The sequence below is a fragment of the Devosia riboflavina genome (genome assembly GCF_000743575.1).
Taxonomy (GTDB): Bacteria; Pseudomonadota; Alphaproteobacteria; order Rhizobiales; family Devosiaceae; genus Devosia; species Devosia riboflavina.
The window spans coordinates 164,895-183,253 of sequence record NZ_JQGC01000007.1; the positions used below are offsets into that span (position 1 = coordinate 164,895).

Annotated in this window: 14 protein-coding genes; 7 read left to right on the forward strand and 7 right to left on the reverse strand. The window is 61.9% G+C overall.

The window, feature by feature from the left end; genetic code table 11:
- Entirely contained in the window at positions 1-702 is a 702-nt protein-coding gene (locus JP75_RS09980; protein WP_035082364.1) for an RraA family protein, read from the forward strand.
- Here JP75_RS09980 and JP75_RS09985 read toward each other — a convergent pair.
- Positions 695-1,600: an SDR family oxidoreductase gene (locus JP75_RS09985; RefSeq protein WP_035082365.1), complete on the reverse strand. Its 906-nt coding sequence runs from the start codon at positions 1,598-1,600 to the stop codon at positions 695-697. The two genes, JP75_RS09980 and JP75_RS09985, sit on opposite strands and share 8 nt — an antisense overlap.
- A 100-nt stretch (positions 1,601-1,700) precedes the next feature.
- Between JP75_RS09985 and JP75_RS09990 the strand changes: the two genes are divergently transcribed.
- A complete protein-coding gene (locus JP75_RS09990) occupies positions 1,701-2,510 on the forward strand; it encodes a helix-turn-helix transcriptional regulator (RefSeq protein ID WP_035082366.1) in 810 nt (269 codons plus the stop codon).
- Between the two features lie 30 nt (positions 2,511-2,540).
- Here JP75_RS09990 and hisD read toward each other — a convergent pair whose 3' ends face one another.
- On the reverse strand, positions 2,541-3,830 hold the full coding sequence (gene hisD / locus JP75_RS09995) for a histidinol dehydrogenase (protein ID WP_035082367.1): 1,290 nt from the start codon (positions 3,828-3,830) through the stop codon (positions 2,541-2,543).
- Positions 3,831-4,038: 208 nt separating this feature from the next.
- On the opposite strand from hisD, the gene JP75_RS27015 reads away from it, so the two are divergent.
- The gene (locus tag JP75_RS27015; protein WP_244446294.1) at positions 4,039-5,937 is read left to right on the forward strand and encodes an alpha/beta fold hydrolase; all 1,899 of its coding nucleotides are present in this window, start codon (positions 4,039-4,041) and stop codon (positions 5,935-5,937) included.
- An 85-nt stretch (positions 5,938-6,022) separates the two neighbouring features.
- Here the strand turns inward: JP75_RS27015 and JP75_RS10010 are convergent, their stop codons facing one another.
- Entirely contained in the window at positions 6,023-7,420 is a 1,398-nt protein-coding gene (locus tag JP75_RS10010; protein WP_035082368.1) for an FGGY family carbohydrate kinase, read from the reverse strand.
- Positions 7,421-7,462: 42 nt separating this feature from the next.
- The gene (locus JP75_RS10015) at positions 7,463-8,227 is read right to left on the reverse strand and encodes a DeoR/GlpR family DNA-binding transcription regulator (RefSeq protein WP_035082369.1); all 765 of its coding nucleotides are present in this window, start codon (positions 8,225-8,227) and stop codon (positions 7,463-7,465) included.
- Between the two features lie 66 nt (positions 8,228-8,293).
- Here JP75_RS10015 and JP75_RS10020 point away from each other — a divergent pair, with 66 nt between their 5' ends.
- From JP75_RS10020 to JP75_RS10030, 3 genes are read left to right on the forward strand one after another with little or no spacing between them, the layout of a single operon-like run.
- Positions 8,294-9,685 carry an NAD(P)/FAD-dependent oxidoreductase gene (locus tag JP75_RS10020; protein ID WP_035082506.1) on the forward strand — a complete coding sequence of 464 codons (1,392 nt, stop codon included), beginning with the start codon at positions 8,294-8,296 and terminating at the stop codon, positions 9,683-9,685.
- On the forward strand, positions 9,682-10,884 hold the full coding sequence (locus JP75_RS10025; protein ID WP_035082370.1) for an FAD-dependent oxidoreductase: 1,203 nt from the start codon (positions 9,682-9,684) through the stop codon (positions 10,882-10,884). Before JP75_RS10020 ends, JP75_RS10025 begins: the two co-directional genes overlap by 4 nt.
- Positions 10,885-10,915: 31 nt before the next feature.
- On the forward strand, positions 10,916-12,202 hold the full coding sequence (locus JP75_RS10030; protein WP_051960563.1) for an ester cyclase: 1,287 nt from the start codon (positions 10,916-10,918) through the stop codon (positions 12,200-12,202).
- A gap of 78 nt (positions 12,203-12,280) precedes the next feature.
- Here the strand turns inward: JP75_RS10030 and JP75_RS10035 are convergent, their stop codons facing one another.
- The 3 genes from JP75_RS10035 to JP75_RS10045 all read right to left on the reverse strand — a co-directional run bounded on the left by JP75_RS10035 (position 12,281) and on the right by JP75_RS10045 (position 15,982).
- Positions 12,281-13,072: a metallophosphoesterase gene (locus JP75_RS10035; RefSeq protein WP_035082371.1), complete on the reverse strand. Its 792-nt coding sequence runs from the start codon at positions 13,070-13,072 to the stop codon at positions 12,281-12,283.
- A gap of 24 nt (positions 13,073-13,096) precedes the next feature.
- The gene (locus JP75_RS26855) at positions 13,097-14,347 is read right to left on the reverse strand and encodes an HAD family hydrolase (protein WP_201772920.1); all 1,251 of its coding nucleotides are present in this window, start codon (positions 14,345-14,347) and stop codon (positions 13,097-13,099) included.
- A gap of 603 nt (positions 14,348-14,950) precedes the next feature.
- Positions 14,951-15,982, reverse strand: a complete 1,032-nt coding sequence (locus JP75_RS10045; RefSeq protein ID WP_051960564.1) for a LacI family DNA-binding transcriptional regulator — start codon at positions 15,980-15,982, stop codon at positions 14,951-14,953.
- Positions 15,983-16,236: 254 nt separating this feature from the next.
- On the opposite strand from JP75_RS10045, the gene JP75_RS10050 reads away from it, so the two are divergent.
- Complete coding sequence (locus JP75_RS10050; protein WP_051960565.1) at positions 16,237-18,228, forward strand: ABC transporter substrate-binding protein; 1,992 nt, start codon at positions 16,237-16,239, stop codon at positions 18,226-18,228.
- Positions 18,229-18,359 lie beyond the last annotated feature (131 nt).

Consider the following 18,359-nt stretch of genomic DNA (forward strand, 5'->3'; position numbering starts at 1 on the left):
ATGGCAAAGATATCGTCCGACGCCCTTTCGGCCCTGCGCAAAGCCGACACACCGACCGTATGCAACGCGCTGGAGCATGTCATGGGCGGACGCACCGCCGAGGGCTTTACCAAGCATCCGGTAGTCTGTGCTGATCCCAGCCTACCCCCGGTGGTAGGCTTTGCGCGTACGGCCAAAATCCGCGCCTCTTCGCCGGCCCAGAAGCCGGCGGTCGAGGTGCGGGCCCTCCGCATGCAGTATTATGAATATGTCTCGGCGGGCGAGGGGCCGACCGTTGCGGTCATCGAAGACGCTGATTGGCCCCATGTCATCGGTGGCTTCTGGGGGGAAATGCAGGTGGCTCAGCACAAGGGGCTGGGCGTTGCTGGCACCGTCACCAATGGCGTGCTGCGCGATCTCGGTATGCTCGATGAGGGCTATCAGGTGATCGCCGGCGCCGTCGGACCAAGCCACGCTTTCGTGCATGTGACGGAGCTTGATTGCCCCGTCACTATCTTCGGCATGACCGTACGGCCAGATGATCTGATCCATGCCGATCGTCATGGCGCTGTGGTCGTTCCTGCCGAGCACATCGAGCGCATGCCCTGGGCAATCGATGTCGTAATGCGCAAGGAAGTGCCGATCCTTTCGGCGGCGCGGGCTCCAGGTTTCAATATCGAAAAGCTACGCGCCGCTTGGCTCGAGGCCGACAAGATCAGCTAATGCCGCCTCGCCCGGCATCGAAATAGGTGCCGGTTTCGAGGTCATCGAGCAGGCTCGGGCCTTTTGGCTGCCAATCCAGCGTCGCCCGGGTCAAGGCGCTATCGGCCGGGATATCGAGTTGGGCGAAATTGCCGATCCAGCCGAAATGCTCGCTGGCTTCTTCGCGCGTTACAGAGACGACAGGCACACCGAGCTTGTGGCCGATCATGCCTGCAATGTCCTTGAAGGCAATGCCTTGCTCCGCAACGGGGTGATACCGGGTCTGATCGGCTTCAGTTTCCAGGATTTTCCGGTAAACCCTTGCAGCATCGGCGACGTGTACCGCGGGCCAGCGGTTCTGACCTGACGCGACATAACCTGCCGAGCCCTTGGCTCGCGCTATATCGATCAGCGTCGGCACAAAACCGTGATCGCCATGACCATGGACGGTCGGCGGCAGGCGGACAAGACCGACAGCGACGCCGCGATCGGCAAAAGCCATGGCACTGGCTTCGGAAAGACGGCCATGGCCTGAGATATTGGGCAGGTCGTTTTCGTCGAGCACTTTGCCCGGCGTCAGGAGACCAATGCCCGAGGTGACGATCAGCTTTTTGCCTGTGCCGACAAGCGCTTCGCCCAGGGTAGCGATGGCCATTGCGTCGGTTTGAGCAGCAGTGCTGAAATTGGAAAAATCGTGGATGAAAGCCAGGTGCATGACGGCATCGGCGTTCCTTGCACCAGCGACAAGGCTCTCGAGGTCCGTGAGCGAGCCAACATGGGGCGTGGCGCCTTTCTGACTTAGCGATGCCTGAGCCTCGGGTGAACGGGCGAGGCCGATGATCTCGTGGCCATGGGCTCTCAGCTCGGAAACCACAGCGGAGCCAACAAATCCGGTGGCGCCGGTTACAAATACGCGCATGGTGTATCCCTATCTTTGCGTGATAGCAGCAGACCTATTGCGCAGCGGTCCGGCGAAAAAGCCGGGACGTTATAATGGTATGGCGACTAACAGGCTCGGCATGGATAACCCTCTCGGCATTTTTCTGCGCGAAAGACGAGCCCGGCTTGATCCGGCGGCTTTCGGTCTGCCGCTCGAGCGGCGCCGCACGCCGGGGTTGCGGCGCGAGGAAGTTGCACAGCTCGCTCATGTGAGCGCCACCTGGTACACTTGGCTCGAACAGGGCAGGGGCGGCGCGCCATCGGCCGATGTGCTCGATCGTCTCGCGCGCGCACTGGCGCTCAATGACGAGGAGCGCGAACATCTCTATCTCCTCGCCCAGCAGCGGCCTCCCAAGATAGAGCGGACGGATCAGTCTGGCGTGACACCGCAGTTGCAACGCGTGCTTGATGCCTTTGGCGAGAGTCCGGCGATCGTCAAGACGCCGGAATGGACGGTGCTGGCCTGGAACCACGCCGCCAGTGTCGTGCTGACGGATTACAGTCAGGTGCCGCCGGAAGGCCGCAACCTCCTGCGCAATCTTTTCAAATATGGACGACGCGGTCACCTGATCGACTGGGAGCTGGTGGCCCGTTCGGTTGTGGGCACTGTGCGCCGCGACCTCTTGCGGGCCGGTATGTCGCCGGAAACAGAAGCGCTGATCGAGGAACTGAACCGCGACAGCGCGGAATTTCGCGAGATGTGGGCGGCCGGCGATGTGCTGGCGCATGGCGAAGGCATCAAGCGGCTGCGCACGGTTGCGGCAGGCGATCTGTCGCTGGAATTTTCCACCTTTGCTGTGGATGGGCATCCGGATCTTGGGCTCGTCGTGTTCAATCCCGCCAGTGAGGAAGACCGGACCAAGGTGCGAGCGCTAATGGCGACGAAATGAAAAGGCCGGCGTTTCCGCCGGCCTTTTTGCCTAGTTTGCCTTAGCCTGCATGCGATCGAGGCGCAGTTGGGCGGCGCGGCGGTGGCCTTCGAGGCCTTCGCTGGCGGATTGGCGGGCGGCAGGTGGGGCGACCTGCTTGACGCCTTCTTCGTCGAGCCACTGGTGAGTGGCGATTTTCACATAGGCACCCACCCAGAGGCCGCCGGTATAGGCGCCTGCGCCCATGGTGGGGAGGGTGTGGTTGGTGCCCGAGCACTTGTCGGAATAGACGACGCTGGCGAGTTCGCCAATGAACAAGCTGCCGTAATTCCTCAGCTTTTTGGCGAAGGCCTGGGCGTCCGCGGTATGGACCTGCAGGTGTTCTGCGGCGATCAGGTCGGAATAGGCGATCATTGCGGCTTCGTCCTCGCAGACGGTGATTTCGCCATAGTTGATCCAGGCTTCGCGGGCGGTATTGGCCGTGGAGAGCGTCTGGAGCTGGGCTTCGACTTCCTTGAGCACGGCTTCGGCCAAGGCCTTGTCGGTGGTGATGAGGCCGACGCGGGTGCGGATGTCGTGTTCGGCCTGGGCGAGGAGGTCCGTCGCGATCATTTCAGCATCGCCGGTCTTGTCGGCGACGACGAAAATCTCTGATGGGCCAGCGAGTTGGTCGATGCCGACGGGGCCGAAGACCTGACGCTTGGCTTCGTTGACGAAAGCATTGCCGGGGCCGACGATCTTGTTGACGGCCGGAACGGTCTCGGTGCCATAGGCCATGGCGGCGATAGCCTGGGCGCCACCGATACGGAAAATCCTATCCGCGCCAGAAAGATGGCAGCCGGCGATCATGGCCTTGTGGGCATTGGGCGGAAGGCAGGCGATGACTTCGTCGACGCCGGCAACCTTGGCCGGCACGATTGTCATGATCGGGGCGGAGAGCAGCGGATAGCGGCCGCCGGGAACATAGCAGCCGACGCGGTGGATGGGGATGACGCGGTGGCCCATGTGGACACCCGGCAAGGTTTCCACCTCGAGCGGCAGGATGGTAGCGAGCTGCGCCTGGGCAAATTTGCGAACATTTTCAATAGCAAATTCGGTATCTCGGCGCGTTTGCGGATCGAGTTCGGCAAGTGCGGCTTCTCGTTCGGCCGGGGTGACCTCGAAGACGTCGATGTCGGACTTGTCGAACTTGGCCGAATATTCCCGTACCGCCTTGTCGCCATTGGCGCGGACATTGGCGATGATCTCGGCGACCAGGGTTTCGACCGGCGCATTGTCGCTGATCGAGGAGCGCTCGGGCGCCTTCACATAGGTGACGCCGGGGAAGGGGGAATTGGTCATTGCATCGGTCTCCGAAACGATAGCGGGGGACGGCAATGCGTTAGCAGACTGCTAACATCTGGCGTCTCCTTTGGGCTGAGAATGTTCTTGCATACGTATTCAAAATTTGCCAGAGTTTTTTGGTGAGGAGCGCTTCGATCTTTCGTCGAAGCCCAGCCCGTGACCGATAGCGATGAATAGTCAGGCCCATTCCGATCCGGAGCGAAAAATGGCGGGTGCGCGTGCCGTGCCGCTGCTCCTCTTGCCGGGCACGGTGTGTGACGAGCGGCTGTTTGCGCCTCTGCTGGCCGAACTTGATCACCACGATATCCGCGTGCTGCCGATGACCGGCGCGACGACGACACCGGAGCTTGCGGCAAGGCTTTTGGAGATGGCGCCGGAGCGGTTCGCGCTGCTCGGTTTTTCGCTTGGCGGTATCGTGGCGCTCGAAATGGCGGCACAGGCGCCGGAGCGGATCGAGCGTCTGGCGCTGCTCGACACGACGGCCGCACCTGATCCCGAGGCCAACGCCGGAACGCGTCGCGCCGCTGCCGAAAAGGCGCGGGGCGAGGGGATGGATGGATATATTCTCGATAGCTGGCATAAGCTCGTTTCGCCTGCCAACGCGGGGGACGAAAAGCTACTCGAAGCCATTCTCGCCATGGCGCGTGATGCCGGCGCGGAGGTTTTGGCCGCGCAGTCGGAAGTCGCCATTCACCGTAAGGACAGCAGAAGACGGCTCGGCACTATGGGGATGCCAGTGCTGATCCTTGCGGGTGAAGATGAAAAGATCTGCCGCCTCGAAGGCCATGAAGAGCTCGCCGCCGGCATCGCCGGCGCGCGCTACTTCACCATTCCGAAATCCGGGCATTTCAGCCCGCTTGAAAATCCGGCCGCGGTGGCGCGTCATGTGCGCGACTGGTTGAGCTGGCCTCCCGAAAAATTCTCGAACGAGCCGTCACAGACCCAAGGAGCGGAAATGAGCGACGCAACGAGCAATCCCAAGACCAAGGGCGCTTCGCCCGTCGCCGTGGAAAACGTGCTGCAGGTCGAGCGCCACGACTATCCCGACCTGGCACCGACCAATCGTCCGCGGTCGCAGTCCCTGGCTGGGTTCGATGAGATCTATACCGACATCGTCGACTACATCATTCGCTGCACCCATAAGATCTGGGACGAACGCGATATCGGCCTGATCTACACGCACTACACGCATAACTGCGTGCTCTATGGCACCACCGGCACGATCTATAATCGCGAAGACGTGGTGCGCGACACCATTCAGCGCCTGGTTTCCTTCCCCGAGCGCCGCGGCATGGGCACCCAAGTGATCTGGAACGGCAATGACAAGGATGGTTTTTATACCAGCCATCTCGTGACTGGCTCGGGCCGCCACACTCAATATGGTCATCTCGGCCAGCCGACGGGGCGCCCCTTCGTCAGCCGCACGATTGCCGACTGCATGATTTTTGAGAACAAGATCTATCGCGAATGGGTCGTGGCCGACACCATGGCCATCATTCAGCAGCTTGGTCTCGACCCGCACCACTTTGCCATGAAGACGGCCAAGTCCAAGTTCGATGCGGGACTGATCTCGCTCGACATCGGCGAAAACCGCCGCTTCCTCGGCCAGACGCCGCCGGCGGAAAAGGCCGATACGTCGCTCGCGCATAACGACGTGGAAGCGCAGACGATCGAAATGCTGCACGAGGTCTTCACCAAACGCATGTTCGGCCGTATCGCCCAGGATTATGCGCCGAACGCGCAGTATCATGGGCCGCTGATGAAGGAACTCTATGGCCACGCCGCCATCATCCATCAGCATCTGGGCCTAATTGGCTCCCTGCCGGACGCGAGTTTCGAAGTCCAGCATGTTGCCTCCAATCCCTGCGACGAAGGCGGCACCAAGGTTGCCGTCCGCTGGATCATGGAAGGTCATCACCTGGGCTATGGTATTCTCGGCACGCTGGGCGACCCGACCGGCAAGCGCGTGCAGGTAATGGGCATGAGCCATTATCACTGGAAGAACGGCAAGATTGTCGACGAGTGGAATGTCTATGACGAGTTGAGCCTGCTGGTGCAGGTGAAGCTCGGCCAGTTGGCAGCTGAAGTAGGCTTGGCGCAATAGGCGCTGGTTGCTGAATTGACAGGGGCCGGTGCGTTGCGCCGGCCCTTTTACTTGCGCGGAAGGAATGGTCCCGGATCGGGCCTATTCAAGACGCCCGCCACCCTTTGCTCTTGCTGACGGCGGCCGCAAACCGGGCCCTGTTCTGGGACCAATCGCCTTCCGGCGTGATTTCCGTTCTCTGGCCCAGGTCGACATCGAGCGCGCCACCCGCTGCCAATTGCGCGAGGCCGACGCAGGTGAGTTCGGTAACGGTGTGGGTCACGATAGTGCGCCCGGTGGCATTGGCCAGCACCTGGCGGAAATAGCGGCTCTGGGACAGGCCCCCATCGACGGAGAATTTTGGGCCAAGAGGCGTTTCCGCATCGAGCGCGGCGACCACATCGGCGGTGAGAAAGGCAATACCTTCCAAGAGTGCCTGGCAGAGGTCGCGTTTGTCCGTATCCGCTGTCATGCCAATGAAGAGACTACCGGCGTGTCGGTCCCAATGGGGTGCGGCGAGACCCGATAGGGCGGGTACACAGGCCAAGTTGCGAGAGATTGCGGCTGGACGATCGAATGCCTCTAGTTCGGCGAAATCGGAAAAGAGTCCAAGGCGCTTGGCCCATTCCACCGCAGAGCCTGCATCATAGACGCCGCCATCGACGGCGCGGGTGACCCCATCGGGACCGGACCAGCCTATGGTCGGCAGAATGCCGCGTTCGGGGGCGCGGACGAGATGGTCCGACACGGCCAGAACGAATGCGCCCGTGCCGAAAGTGACCTTTGCATCGCCGGGCAAGCGGCAGCCGTGTCCATAAAGTGCGGCCTGCTGATCCACCATGCTGGCGCGAACAGGGATGCCGTTGATCGAGCCGAAATCGCCCATGGAAGGAACGATGGGGGGCAACGTTTCCAATGGGACGCCGAACACCGCACAAAGCTCGGCGTCCCAGTCCAAGGTTTCAATGTTCATCAGCCCGGTACGCGAGGCGGTGGTGATGTCGGTGACGCAGTGTCCGGCGAGGTTGTGCAGGAAGAAGGCGTCGGTGGTGCCGAGGCGTAGGCGACCGGCATGATGCGCGGCCGCGACCGGCAGACAGTTCTTCAAAAGCCAGGCGAGCTTGGATGCCGAAAAATAGGCGTCGGCGGGAAGCCCCGAAGATGCGAGGACTTTTGCACGTTGCATCTCGCCCCATTCCGCAAGGGCCGGGGCCGTGCGCATGTCCTGCCAGACGATGACGGGGGATAGGGGCTCGCCGGTCAGAGCGTCCCAGGCGAGGCAGCTTTCGCCCTGATTGGCGATGGCTATGGCGTCGACCGTTCCGGCTTCGATGAGGCAGGCCCGGATATGGGCCAGGAGTTCGTTGGGGTTGTGCTCGACCCAGCCTGCCTGCGGATAGAACTGCTGCTGGCGGTGGCGGGCGACGACTTCAGGCATCTTGCCCTCAGCGATCACGAGGGCTCGGGTGGAAGTCGTTCCCTGGTCGATCGCCGCCACTTTCATGCTTGCACCCTCGTTAGCCGTTCAGTCACAATAATTGACTGTTCAGTCATTCGCAAGAATGACCTCGACTGCGGCGTCATCGAGCGCCAGCGCGAGATCAGCATTGGGGGCGGCATTGGTGACGAGACGATGGACCTGGCGCAGCGGGGCGACCGGGAATAGCGCCTGACGGCCCAATTTGCTGTCGTCGGCGAGTACGGTAACGCGGCGGGCCTGGCGGATCATTGCCAGCGCGATCCGGGACTCTTCGACATTGTAGTCGAGCAAGCCCGCAGCGCTGATGGCGCCAACGGTGAGTACGGCGTGCTCGGCGTGAAAGCTGCCGATCTGCTCGACAGCCAGCGGGCCGAGGGTTTCGGAAGCATCATCGCTGAAGGCGCCACCGATGAGATAGATCGAATGGCCATTGCCAGAGCGGCCGAGAATCTGGGCAATCGCCAAGGAATTGGTGATGACAGTCAGGCCATGGCGGCGAGAGATTTCTTCGGCGAAGGCGATCGTCGTCGTGCCGGTGTCGACAAAGAGCGTGTCCCCAGGCTGAAACAATTCCCCGGCCCGGCGGGCGATGGCGCGCTTTTCGGCGGCGCGTTCGGTGAGGCGGGCGGCAAAAGCACCTTCGCCTTGCGGATCGGGCAGAATGGCGCCGCCATGGATTTTTCTGACCAGTCCCCGGTCAGCCAATTCGTTAAGGTCGCGGCGAATGGTTTCGCGCGAGATGTCGAGCGTGTCGGCCAGTTCGTCGACGCTGACCTTTTGGTTGAGGCGCACGGCATCCAGAATTTTCTCGCGTCTTTCGTCCGGCCGCATATCAACTCCAATTGACAGTTCGGTCAAAAGAAACTACCGAATAGTCATTCAAATGTGGAATTGAACGTGCCAGAGCTCGCTGTGAAAAGCAATTGCTACGATGTCGCCATTGTTGGCGGCGGCGTGGTCGGCTGCGCGGTGGCGCGGCGGCTGACGCTTGATGGTGCCCGCGTGGTGCTGATCGAAAAGGGCGCTGATATTCTTTCTGGCGCGAGCAAGGCCAATAGTGCGCTGCTGCATACTGGCTTTGATGCGCCGGCGGGTTCGCTTGAACTCCAGTGCATGCAGGCGGGCTATGCCGAATATCTAGCCATACGGGCGGAGCTGAATCTGCCGTTGCTCGAAACCGGCGGTATGGTGATCGCCTGGAATGAAGAGCAGCTCAGCAAGCTCGACGGCATTCTGGCCCAGGCGCACGGCAATGGCGTGGGCGATGCGGTCCTTGTCGATGGGGCGGCCGTGGCGGCGCGCGAGCCCCATCTGGCGCCGTCATTGGGCGCTGTGCTGGTGCCGGGCGAGCATGTCATCGACCCCTGGAGTGCGCCTCTGGCCTACCTGACGCAGGCGGTGGTAAATGGCGCGGAATTTCTGCGCAGCACCGAGGTGATCGGCGGTCGTTTTGCCGATGATGAATGGGCGCTCGATACCAGTTCAGGTCCGTTGCGCGCTCGTTTCGTTGTCAATTGCGCGGGCTTGTTTGGTGATCGGCTTGAAGCGAGCCTGCTCGGTGACGCGCATTTCTCCATAAAGCCGCGAAAAGGGCAGTTTCTAGTTTTCGACAAGATGGCCGCCAAGCTGATGCGGACCATTATATTGCCGGTGCCGACCGAGCGGACCAAGGGCGTGGTTCTGGCTCGCACGGCTTTCGGCAATGTGCTGGTGGGCCCCACGGCGGAGGAGCAGGACGATCGCGTGCATGCGCGAACCGATGAAGCGACGCTCGAAATTTTGCACGATGCTGCCGTGGCCATGATCCCCGAACTGGCCGATGTGCCGGTCAATGCCATCTATGCCGGGCTGCGGCCGGCCAGCGAGCAGAAGCACTATCGTATTCGGCGCGAGGATGGGCGGCAGTTCCTGACCTTGGGCGGCATTCGCTCGACGGGGCTGACGGCGGCGCTGGGCTTGGCGCAGTTTGCGGCGGGCGAACTGCGGGCGATGGGGTTGGAGATCAGCGCACTGGCCGAGCCAGTAGTGAAGCCAATGCCCAACATTTCGGAAATGGCGCCGCGCGATTGGCAGGCGGAAAATCACGGCACAATAATCTGCCATTGTGAACTGGTGACGGAGCGGGAGATCGCGGCGACGTTCGACACCGCCGTGCCGCCGGGTGATCTCGGCGGACTGAAGCGGCGGACGAGGGCCTGTATGGGGCGCTGCCAGGGGTTTTATTGCTCGGCCAATGTGGCGCGCCTGAGCGAAGGGCGGCTCGATCCGCCCATGGCGGCAGCGTCATGAAGGTCGATGTAGCGATTGTGGGCGGCGGGCCGGCCGGGCTCGGTGCCGCCATGGCACTGCGAAAGGCTGGTATCGAACGCGTCGTGGTGATCGAGCGCGAGCCCGAGGCGGGTGGTGTGCCGCGCCATTGCGGGCATCCCGCCTTTGGCATGCGTGAATTCGGCAGGCTGATGAGTGGTCCTTCCTATGCACGGGCGCTGGTGCGGCGGGCCGTTCAGGCTGGTGTCGAGATTTTGACGCGACATTCGGTGGTGGCGTTGCAGCCTGAGGGGCGGTTGATGGTTGCCAATCCCGCCGGTAGCCTGGAGATCGTTGCGCGGCGCGTGGTTCTCGCGACCGGCGCGCGCGAAATGAGCCGGGCGGCGCGGCTGGTGGGCGGCGATCGGCCGCTCGGTGTCATGAATACCGGCGCGTTGCAGGCTTATATCTATCTGCAGGGGCTGGCGCCGTTTCGACGTCCGGTGATCGTCGGCACGGAACTGGTGAGCCTGTCGTCCATCTGGACCTGCATGGCGCACGGCATTCGGCCGCAAGCCATCGTCACTGGCGGCGACCAGGCGGTCGCGCGATGGCCGCTGGGATTTTTTCCGCACCTGCTGGGCATTCCCGTGCACTATCGGGCGCAGGTACAAGCCATTGGCGGTGTTGGGCGGGTCGAGAGCGTTGCGGTAGTGCGCGAGGGCCGCGGGGCGGTCGAGATTGCCTGTGATGGCGTCTTGCTGACCGGGCAGTTCATTCCGGAATCGAGTCTGGCGCGGTTAAGTCATATCGTCGTGGACAGAGCCAGCGGCGGGCCGGCAGTCGATCAGGTTCATCGCTGCTCCGATCCCGTCTATTTCGCCACCGGCAATCTGCTACGTGGCATCGAGACCGCCGGCTGGTGCCATCGTGAAGGCCTGGCCCTGGGCAAACGCGTAGCCGAAGATTTGGCGCGCGACAGGCCTAAGGGGGCGCAGGTGTCCGTCTCGGTCAGCGCGCCATTCAAGTTCTCCGTGCCGCAGCGCCTGGCTGCTGACGTCGCCAGCGCGCCCGATTTGCAACTTCGCCTGACGGAACCGGTGTCGGGCACGCTGGTCGTCGAAAGTGGGGGCAGGGCGCTCTATCGCCGCCCCTTGCGCAGCAGGCCGGAGCGACGCATTCTCGTGCCGATCCAGCATTTGGCCGGCGCGCGCGAGCCCATAACCATCCGCATCGAGTAGTAAGATGCATACGAATGCTGAAGAGGGAAATATGGCAAACGAACCCCGCAAACCCAATGAATCCGCTGAGACAGCAGCGACGATGACGCCCATTGCCAAGAGTGAAAAGGCTCCGAAGAAAGGCGCGCGCGGCCGCATCGAAAATTGGGGTAATCAGCCAATCGAAGCCTGGATTCCGCCGTCGGATCGCGCGCGGGCCGAAATCAGGGATCTCGTGCCCAATCCGCACAAGCGCAGGAATCCGACGGATTACTCGATCTCGCTGCGCGGGCGCATGAGCACCGATCAGCAATTGCTGTTCCCTGGCGAGCGCCGCCAGTCGATGCGGGGTTTTGAGGACCACTATACCGACATTGTCGATTTCACCATTCGCGGCACGCACCGCGCCTGGGAGGAAAAGGACATCGGCTATGTCTACGATTTTTATAAGCACAACATCCTGATTCAGGACGAATTTTCCACGCGCTCGGGCCGCGACGGGGTGATTGCCGGGTCTTTGGGGCTGATGAATGCCTTTCCGGACATGCGCTGGATTCCGGCTGAAGTGATCTGGGCGGGCGATGACGAGAACGGCTTTCATACCTCCCATCGCAGCTTCTTCGTCGGTACCAATACCGGCTGGAGCGAGTTCGGTCCGCCGACGGGCCGCCGCTGCACCTGGTGGGTCGTCGCCAACTGCGTGGTGATCGGCAACGAATATTACCAGGAATGGGTGATCGAAAACTCGGCAAGCCTGGTGCAGCAGCTTGGCCTCGATGTGCGCGAGGCGGCGCGGGAGAAGGCAAACCAGACTGATACAGACAATTTCGCGCTGATCGGGCTGGGTGAGCCGGACCGCTTGCGCGGCCAGTCAAAGCCCTTCCATATGCCGCCGCCGGCCGAGGGGCCGTTCGATCCGGAAGATTTCGTCCGACGCATGCTGCATTATGTGTGGAACTGGCGCCTGATCGGTACCAGTCGCGAATATGTTGCCCAGAACGTTAGGAGTTTCGGGCCTTCTGGCCGCCAGAGCTATGGCATTGGCGATTATATGCAAAACATCGTGGCGCGCCTCGCCATGTTCCCCGATCTCGTGCATCAGGTCGACGACGTCTACTGGATGGGTAACGAGGCCGAAGGCTACCAGGTGGCGGTGCGCTGGTCGCTGATCGGCACCCATACCGGCTATGGCATCTATGGCAAGCCGACCGGCCGCCGCGTTCGCATGTGGGGTATCAGCCACTTTGCCATCGACGGCGGCAAGATCGTCGAGGACTGGACCATGTTCAATGAGTTCTTCGTGCTGCAGCAAATTTTCCGCGATCAGCCGTTCAGCTAAGGCGAAGATGCCCCTCGTCGCTCATGGAACCGGGCAGCATCGTCCGGTTCCGGCCTTGGTGCCCGGTAACGGCGCCCGTCATGCCTCGACAAGAAATATCTCGGTATTGCCGTCGATATAGTCGTCGAAAAGCACGGTGGTGCTGTCTTCGGTGCCGATTACATAGGCCATCTGCCCGGGGCCGGTGAGGCGACGCATGGGGACGTGCGGCTGGTCGACCGTGCATTGATAATGCCCGCCCGAAAGCGTGGTGAAGGCAATGCCGCGCCACACAGCTGTTGAGGTCAGGTGGACGTGGCCGGCGATGACCTGACGGATATCGGGATGGGTTTTGAGTGCGTCGATAAAGGCGTGGGGTTCAAGGATGCGGATGTCGTCGGATTCGATATGCAGCGCATTGGCGTTGTGATGGAGAATGACGATGACCGGACGATCCATGGCTTCGCCGAGGCGCGCCTTCAGCCACTCGATCTGTGATGCGGTCAGCGCGCCATCGACGCGCCCGGGTTCGGACGAGTCGAGCAGAATGATGCGGTAACCCTTGATATCAAAGGCTTTGTCCACCTTGCCGGTCTCCGCAATGTGGCTGGGGCCGAAGACCGAAAGGAAGCTGTCGCGATCGTCGTGATTGCCGAGCGTGATGTGCACGGGGATCGGAATACGGTCGATGATGGCCTTGAGCCGCTCATAGGCCGCTGGTTGACCGAGGTCGGCAAGATCCCCCGCCAGCACGCAGAAATCGGCATTGCCATAGCGCGCCGTGATCGCCTCGACCGCTTGTTCGAAGCGGGCGCCGGTGTCCAGTGTGACCGACAATTCCCCTTCGGGCATGACATGCAGGTCACTCAGCACGAGGAATTTCAAGGTCACGGCGAATCGCTCCGAAAATGGCTGTCATGCCGCTGGTTTAATCGGGTTCATGTGACATCTTGCCATTTGCCGTTCGATTTCTTCAAGAAGCGTGGGGAGTTCGCCGGGGGTCCGGATCGTGTAGCGCGGGACTTCATCCTCGTTCGCCGGAATGTGGCTGCGCTTCTTGGACCAGCTTTGCCAGATACTGACGATCCCCAGCCGGTTGGCGCCGCCGATATCGCGTTCGAGGTGATTGCCGACCATAACGATGTCTTTGGCGTCGCTTTCGGCTAGGCCCAGCGACGACATCGCCTTTTGGAACATGCGCGCGTCGGGCTTTTCGCAGCCCTCGGCTTCGGAAATGACCTGGGCGTGGAAATGCGGTTCGATACCGTGGCCGCCCAGGATGGTGGCAAAACTGCGGACGCGGCCGTCGGCGACAAGGGCGAGGCGATAGCCTTCCCCGGTGAGGGCGCTGATCATTTCGAGGGCCCCGGGGATAAGTCCGGCCTCAATGACATAGCCCTCGGCGTCGAAGACTTCAGTAGCTTCGTTGACCAGTGTGTCACCGCTGTCGAGAAACACAGCTTTGAGAAGAGGTTGCTGCTGCCGCACCTCGGCCAGAACTGTCCGGACTCGGCCCGGAATCCAGGCCACGAGATCCGCCCAGGACGAAAATTCGACCGAGGATAGATCGAAACGCTGGTTGAAATGAACCGAAGGCAGGAAGGCGCGGGCCTGCAGGTAGCGTTTTACCGCACGATGGTCCTCCGCGGTGAGGCCATCGAGGGCGGTGCGGAACATGTCGTTGACAAGGATGGTGTCGCGGCCGGCCAGCTCCTGGCAGCAGAGAGCGGTCAGCTTGGCGGCCGGCAACTGGCCTTCCGGCGTGGCCGAGAAGGCGTGCTTGCCGGGGGCGGAGGCCAGTGTCACGCGGCCGGCCTCCCGGGGGAGCGAGCCATTTTCCAAGACCATGGGGAAGATGCCGCCATGGGCGCTGGCCTCGACGGCGACGACCTGATCGTCGGCATCGAGCTTGAGCCAGATGTGCTCGAGCTCATAGAGGTGCTGGATGTCCCAGTCCCACCAGATGGCATATTCGACGACCTTGGCGATGCCTGGGCCGAAGGTGATGTCGAGCGCCGCAGAGGGCGAGCGGCAGGGTTCGGTCAACACCGAAATGCCGACGCGGCCGGGCAGAAATGGCTCGTTGTCGCAAAAGCGGATGACGGGGGCCAGACGGCGAGCGAGTTCGATTTCCGCTGTGGTGGCGGCCCGGATTGGCGAGGACATGAGACTTCCCTTTGACGATCGGCTGTCGCTGCAAACCTTGTAATCGTTTTCAAGATTATGCCGCAAGAGGCGTTGGCTGCTAAATTTGTAAAAGATGCTGTTGCTGGTCTGACCACGTTTTTTCGAGAGGCTGCATTCTCGTCGTGCCCAGTATAACGGAGGTGTGTGGGGCGGGGATAAGGCGGTGGTTTGGCCGCGCGCTGGTGTGCCGGCCGGACGAGAGGCGCCGGGGACTTGGAGGGCAGGCCTGGGCAAGGCCTTCGCGCTCCCGTCGGGGTCATTCTCGCGAAGGCGGGCGTCCCGGCGTAGAAGCAGAGATGCCCGCTTCCGGGATAATGCTGCCGTGGTTGAGAGGATTTCGAAATCTTGAGCGAGCGGCTTCGCGTGTGCCGGGAAAGTGCTTGTCTTGGGCGCTCCGCGAGCTACCCGTCGCGCTTCCCTTCGGGCCTGACCCGAGAGTCTGGCATCACAAGCGCAAGTGCCGTGGCTTCTGCACTGGCTCTCGGGTCAGGCCCGAGGGCGGCATCGTGGAGATGAAACTGCACGGATGAACCGAGCGATCGACCTGAATAATCGCCTGGGCCCGGGCGGGCGATGGGGTCCCTAGGTCTCCAGGGGAATGGTCGAGGCGCGCTGGACGAGGGTGTTCTCCAGAACGACCTGGCGCGGCGATTTGCTGGCTTCGCGCATGTGGTCGATCAGCGTCATGGCGGCGATCTGGCCCATTTCGTGGATCGGCTGGGCGATGGTGGAAAGCGTGGGGAAGGTAACGGCGGATTCGAGGACGCCGTCATAGCCCAGAATCGACAGGTCGCGCGGCAGGTCGAGGCCGAGGGCATGGGCGGCGTGCATGACGCCGATGGCGAGCATGTCGGTGGTGCCGAAAATGGCCGTGATATCGGGATTGCCTGTGATCATGGCCTGGCCCGCTTCGCGGCCCACTTCAAAACTGGCGGTGTCGAAAGGATGCGAGAAGACGATCTCGACATCGTCGGCAAGGTCGTGTGCCGCCTGACGGATGCCGCGAACGCGCTCGCTGCCGACATCCTGGCTGCCGCCGCGCTGGGCGATGCCGCCGGCGACAACGCCGATCTTGCGGTGACCTAGCTCGATAAGGTGGCGCATGCCCTGATAGCCGCCCGAAAAATTGTCGCAAACCACGGAACTGATCGAGGCGATCTTGGGCTTCATATCGACGAAGGCTACGGAAACGCCGCGCTCGCGCAGGGTTGCGACCTGCTTGACGGTGCGCGCAGTGGTGGCGGAGGGGCGGATGATTATGCCCTGTACCCGCATGTCGAGCATGGTTTCGAGATAGGCCTGCTCGCGGTCGGCATCGCCATTGGTTGAGCAGAGCAGCACGCGGTAGCCCTGGTCGAACATGGTGGTTTCGATGGCATAGGCGAGAGCGCTGGAGAAGGGGGTGCGCTGCTGGCGCAGCAAAACGCCCACGATATTAGACTGTTGCGTGCGGAAGGAACTGGCGAGGCCATTGCGGCGATAGCCGAGGCTATCGATGGCCTTGTTGACCGCATCGCGGACTTCCGGGCGCACATGGGCGTAGCCGTTGATCACGCGCGACACGGTGGCGATCGACACATCGGCCAGCTTCGCGACGTCCTTGATGGTTACCACTTGGTTAGCACACTGTTCACATCGAGAGTGACCGGGAAGGCCTTTGCGATAGCACTTTGCTGATCTCGCGACCATGTCGATTTTCGTATCTTGTTTTGAAAACGTTTACAAGATAGCGTCACCAAACCGATAGAAGTGGGGACTAGTTACGAGGGGCATCACGCACCCTCAACAAGGTGAGGTTCTCGGCTCCAAATCCCCACCGGCCGAACCTCGGAGGAATGCGACTTGTTCATTTTGTGGGAGGGAAGCAAATGCAGAAGGTACGTTTTGGCGTAACGCGGCTGGTGGCGGCATCGCTGCTGTTGAGCGCGTCGGCCTTGCCTGGCGCGGTGGTGTTGCCGGTGCAGGCGCAGGATAATGCCGCGGTTTGCGCGAGTGGTTTCACCGAGGCGCCGCAGCTCAAGGCGCAGGTCGATGCGGGTGCGCTGCCGCCGGTGGCCGAGCGCCTGCCGCTTGAGCCGCTGGTGATCCAGCCGGCCAAGGAAATCGGCACCTATGGTGGCCAGTTCATCGATAGCTGGGGCGGCGGCAATATCGCCGATATCCGCCAGTTCGGTTACGAGCCGCTGGTGCGCTGGAGTGTCGATGGCTCGGAAGTCGTGCCCGGCGTCGCCAAGGGTTGGGATGTGAGCGAAGACGCGCGCACCTACACCATCTATCTGCGCGAAGGCATGAAGTGGTCGGACGGCCAGCCTTTTACCGCCGATGACATCCTTTTCTGGTGGGATCGGGTCGAGAACAATCCTAAGGTCATGACCGGCGGGCCGCGTGGCGAGCTCAAGAACAATGGCAAGGCGCCGACCGTGACCAAGGTCGACGACTATACCGTCGCCTTCGCCTATGAAGACCCCAATGGTCTCTTCCTGCAGAACATGGCCGGCCCCTATGGCCAGCGCGCCGTGCAGTTTGCCAAGCATTATCTCGAGCAGTTCGATATCGACGCCAATCCCGAGGGCGTAGCCAAGCTAATGGCCGACGCCGGCCAGACCGATTATGCGGCCTGGTGGAAGGCAAATGTCGGCACCTATAACGACGCCGCTCAGTTCAATGATCCGAAGCGCCCCTCCGTGCATGCCTGGATCGGCACCGATACGCTGCTTGGCAAGGAACGCGTGACCTATGTCCGCAATCCCTACTATTTCGCGGTCGATCCCGAATGCCAGCAGCTTCCCTATATCGACGAACGCGTCTGGGCGCTGGCGGCCGATCCGGAAGTGACGTTGCTGCAGGCGATCCAGGGCAATATCACCATGTCGCCGCGCAATGTGTCGACCCCACAGAACCGTGCCGTGTTCTTCGACAACCAGGAGGCGGGCGGCTACCATCTCGTGCCGTCGCGTAGCTGCGACTATAACACAGCCGTCTTGACCTTCTCGGTCAACAGCCCCGATCCGCGCAAGGCGGCGGTTTTCTCCAATCCCGATTTCCGCAAGGGCGTGTCCCTGGCCATCAATCGCCAGGAGATCATCGACACGGTCTATCTGGGCCAGGGCGAGCCCTTCCAGCCGGCACCGCTGCGTGACTCGCCGTTCTTCAACGAAGCCATGGCCAAGAACTTCACCGAGTTCGATCTCGCCAAGGCAGCCGAATATCTCGATAAGGTTTTGCCCATGGGGGCAGATGGCAAGCGCGTCGGTCTCGACGGCCAGCCCTTCGCGTTCTCCATCGATATCAATGCCGACTTCCGTCCCGATACGGTGGATACGTTCCAGCTGATCGAACGCACCTGGAAGCAGGCCGGCCTCGATGTCACCATCAATGTCCGCGCCGATAACGTGTTCCAGAACTCGTTGGCGGCTCCAGAATCGGATGGTGGCGTCTGGGTGGGTGAGAATGGTTGTGGGCAATTGCCGCTGCTCAATCTCAACCGCTTCCTCAATGACTATGGCAGCTGGCAGCCGGGCAACTGGAAGGGCTGGACCGCCTGGAACGCTCTGCGCCTAGATCCCAATGCGACCGTACCGGAAGGCGTGACCCCGGTGGAACCGCCCGCCAATGTCGCCCGCATGTATGAGCTGCGTTCGCTCATTCCGACCAAGATCGGCGACGAACAGGCTGCACTGATGAAAGAGTTCACCGACCTTGCGGCCGAAGAACTCCTCGCCATCGGCGTCGCCACCCCGGCGGGCTTCTACCGGTCGGTCAAGAATGACGTGCACAACGTGCCCGACGAACTGATCGAAGGCTGGCTCTATCCGGGCCCGGCGCCGTCGAACCTGTCGACCTATTTCATCAAGCAATAGGTCTCCGCTACGGATGGTCACGCCAGGGGCCATCCGGCATCGGCCGGTCTCTCTTCACTCCCTGCAGGGGCCGGCCGTCTCATTGATTGCCACGCATTGCCGTGACTTCGCTGGGTTCATTCGATCCACGA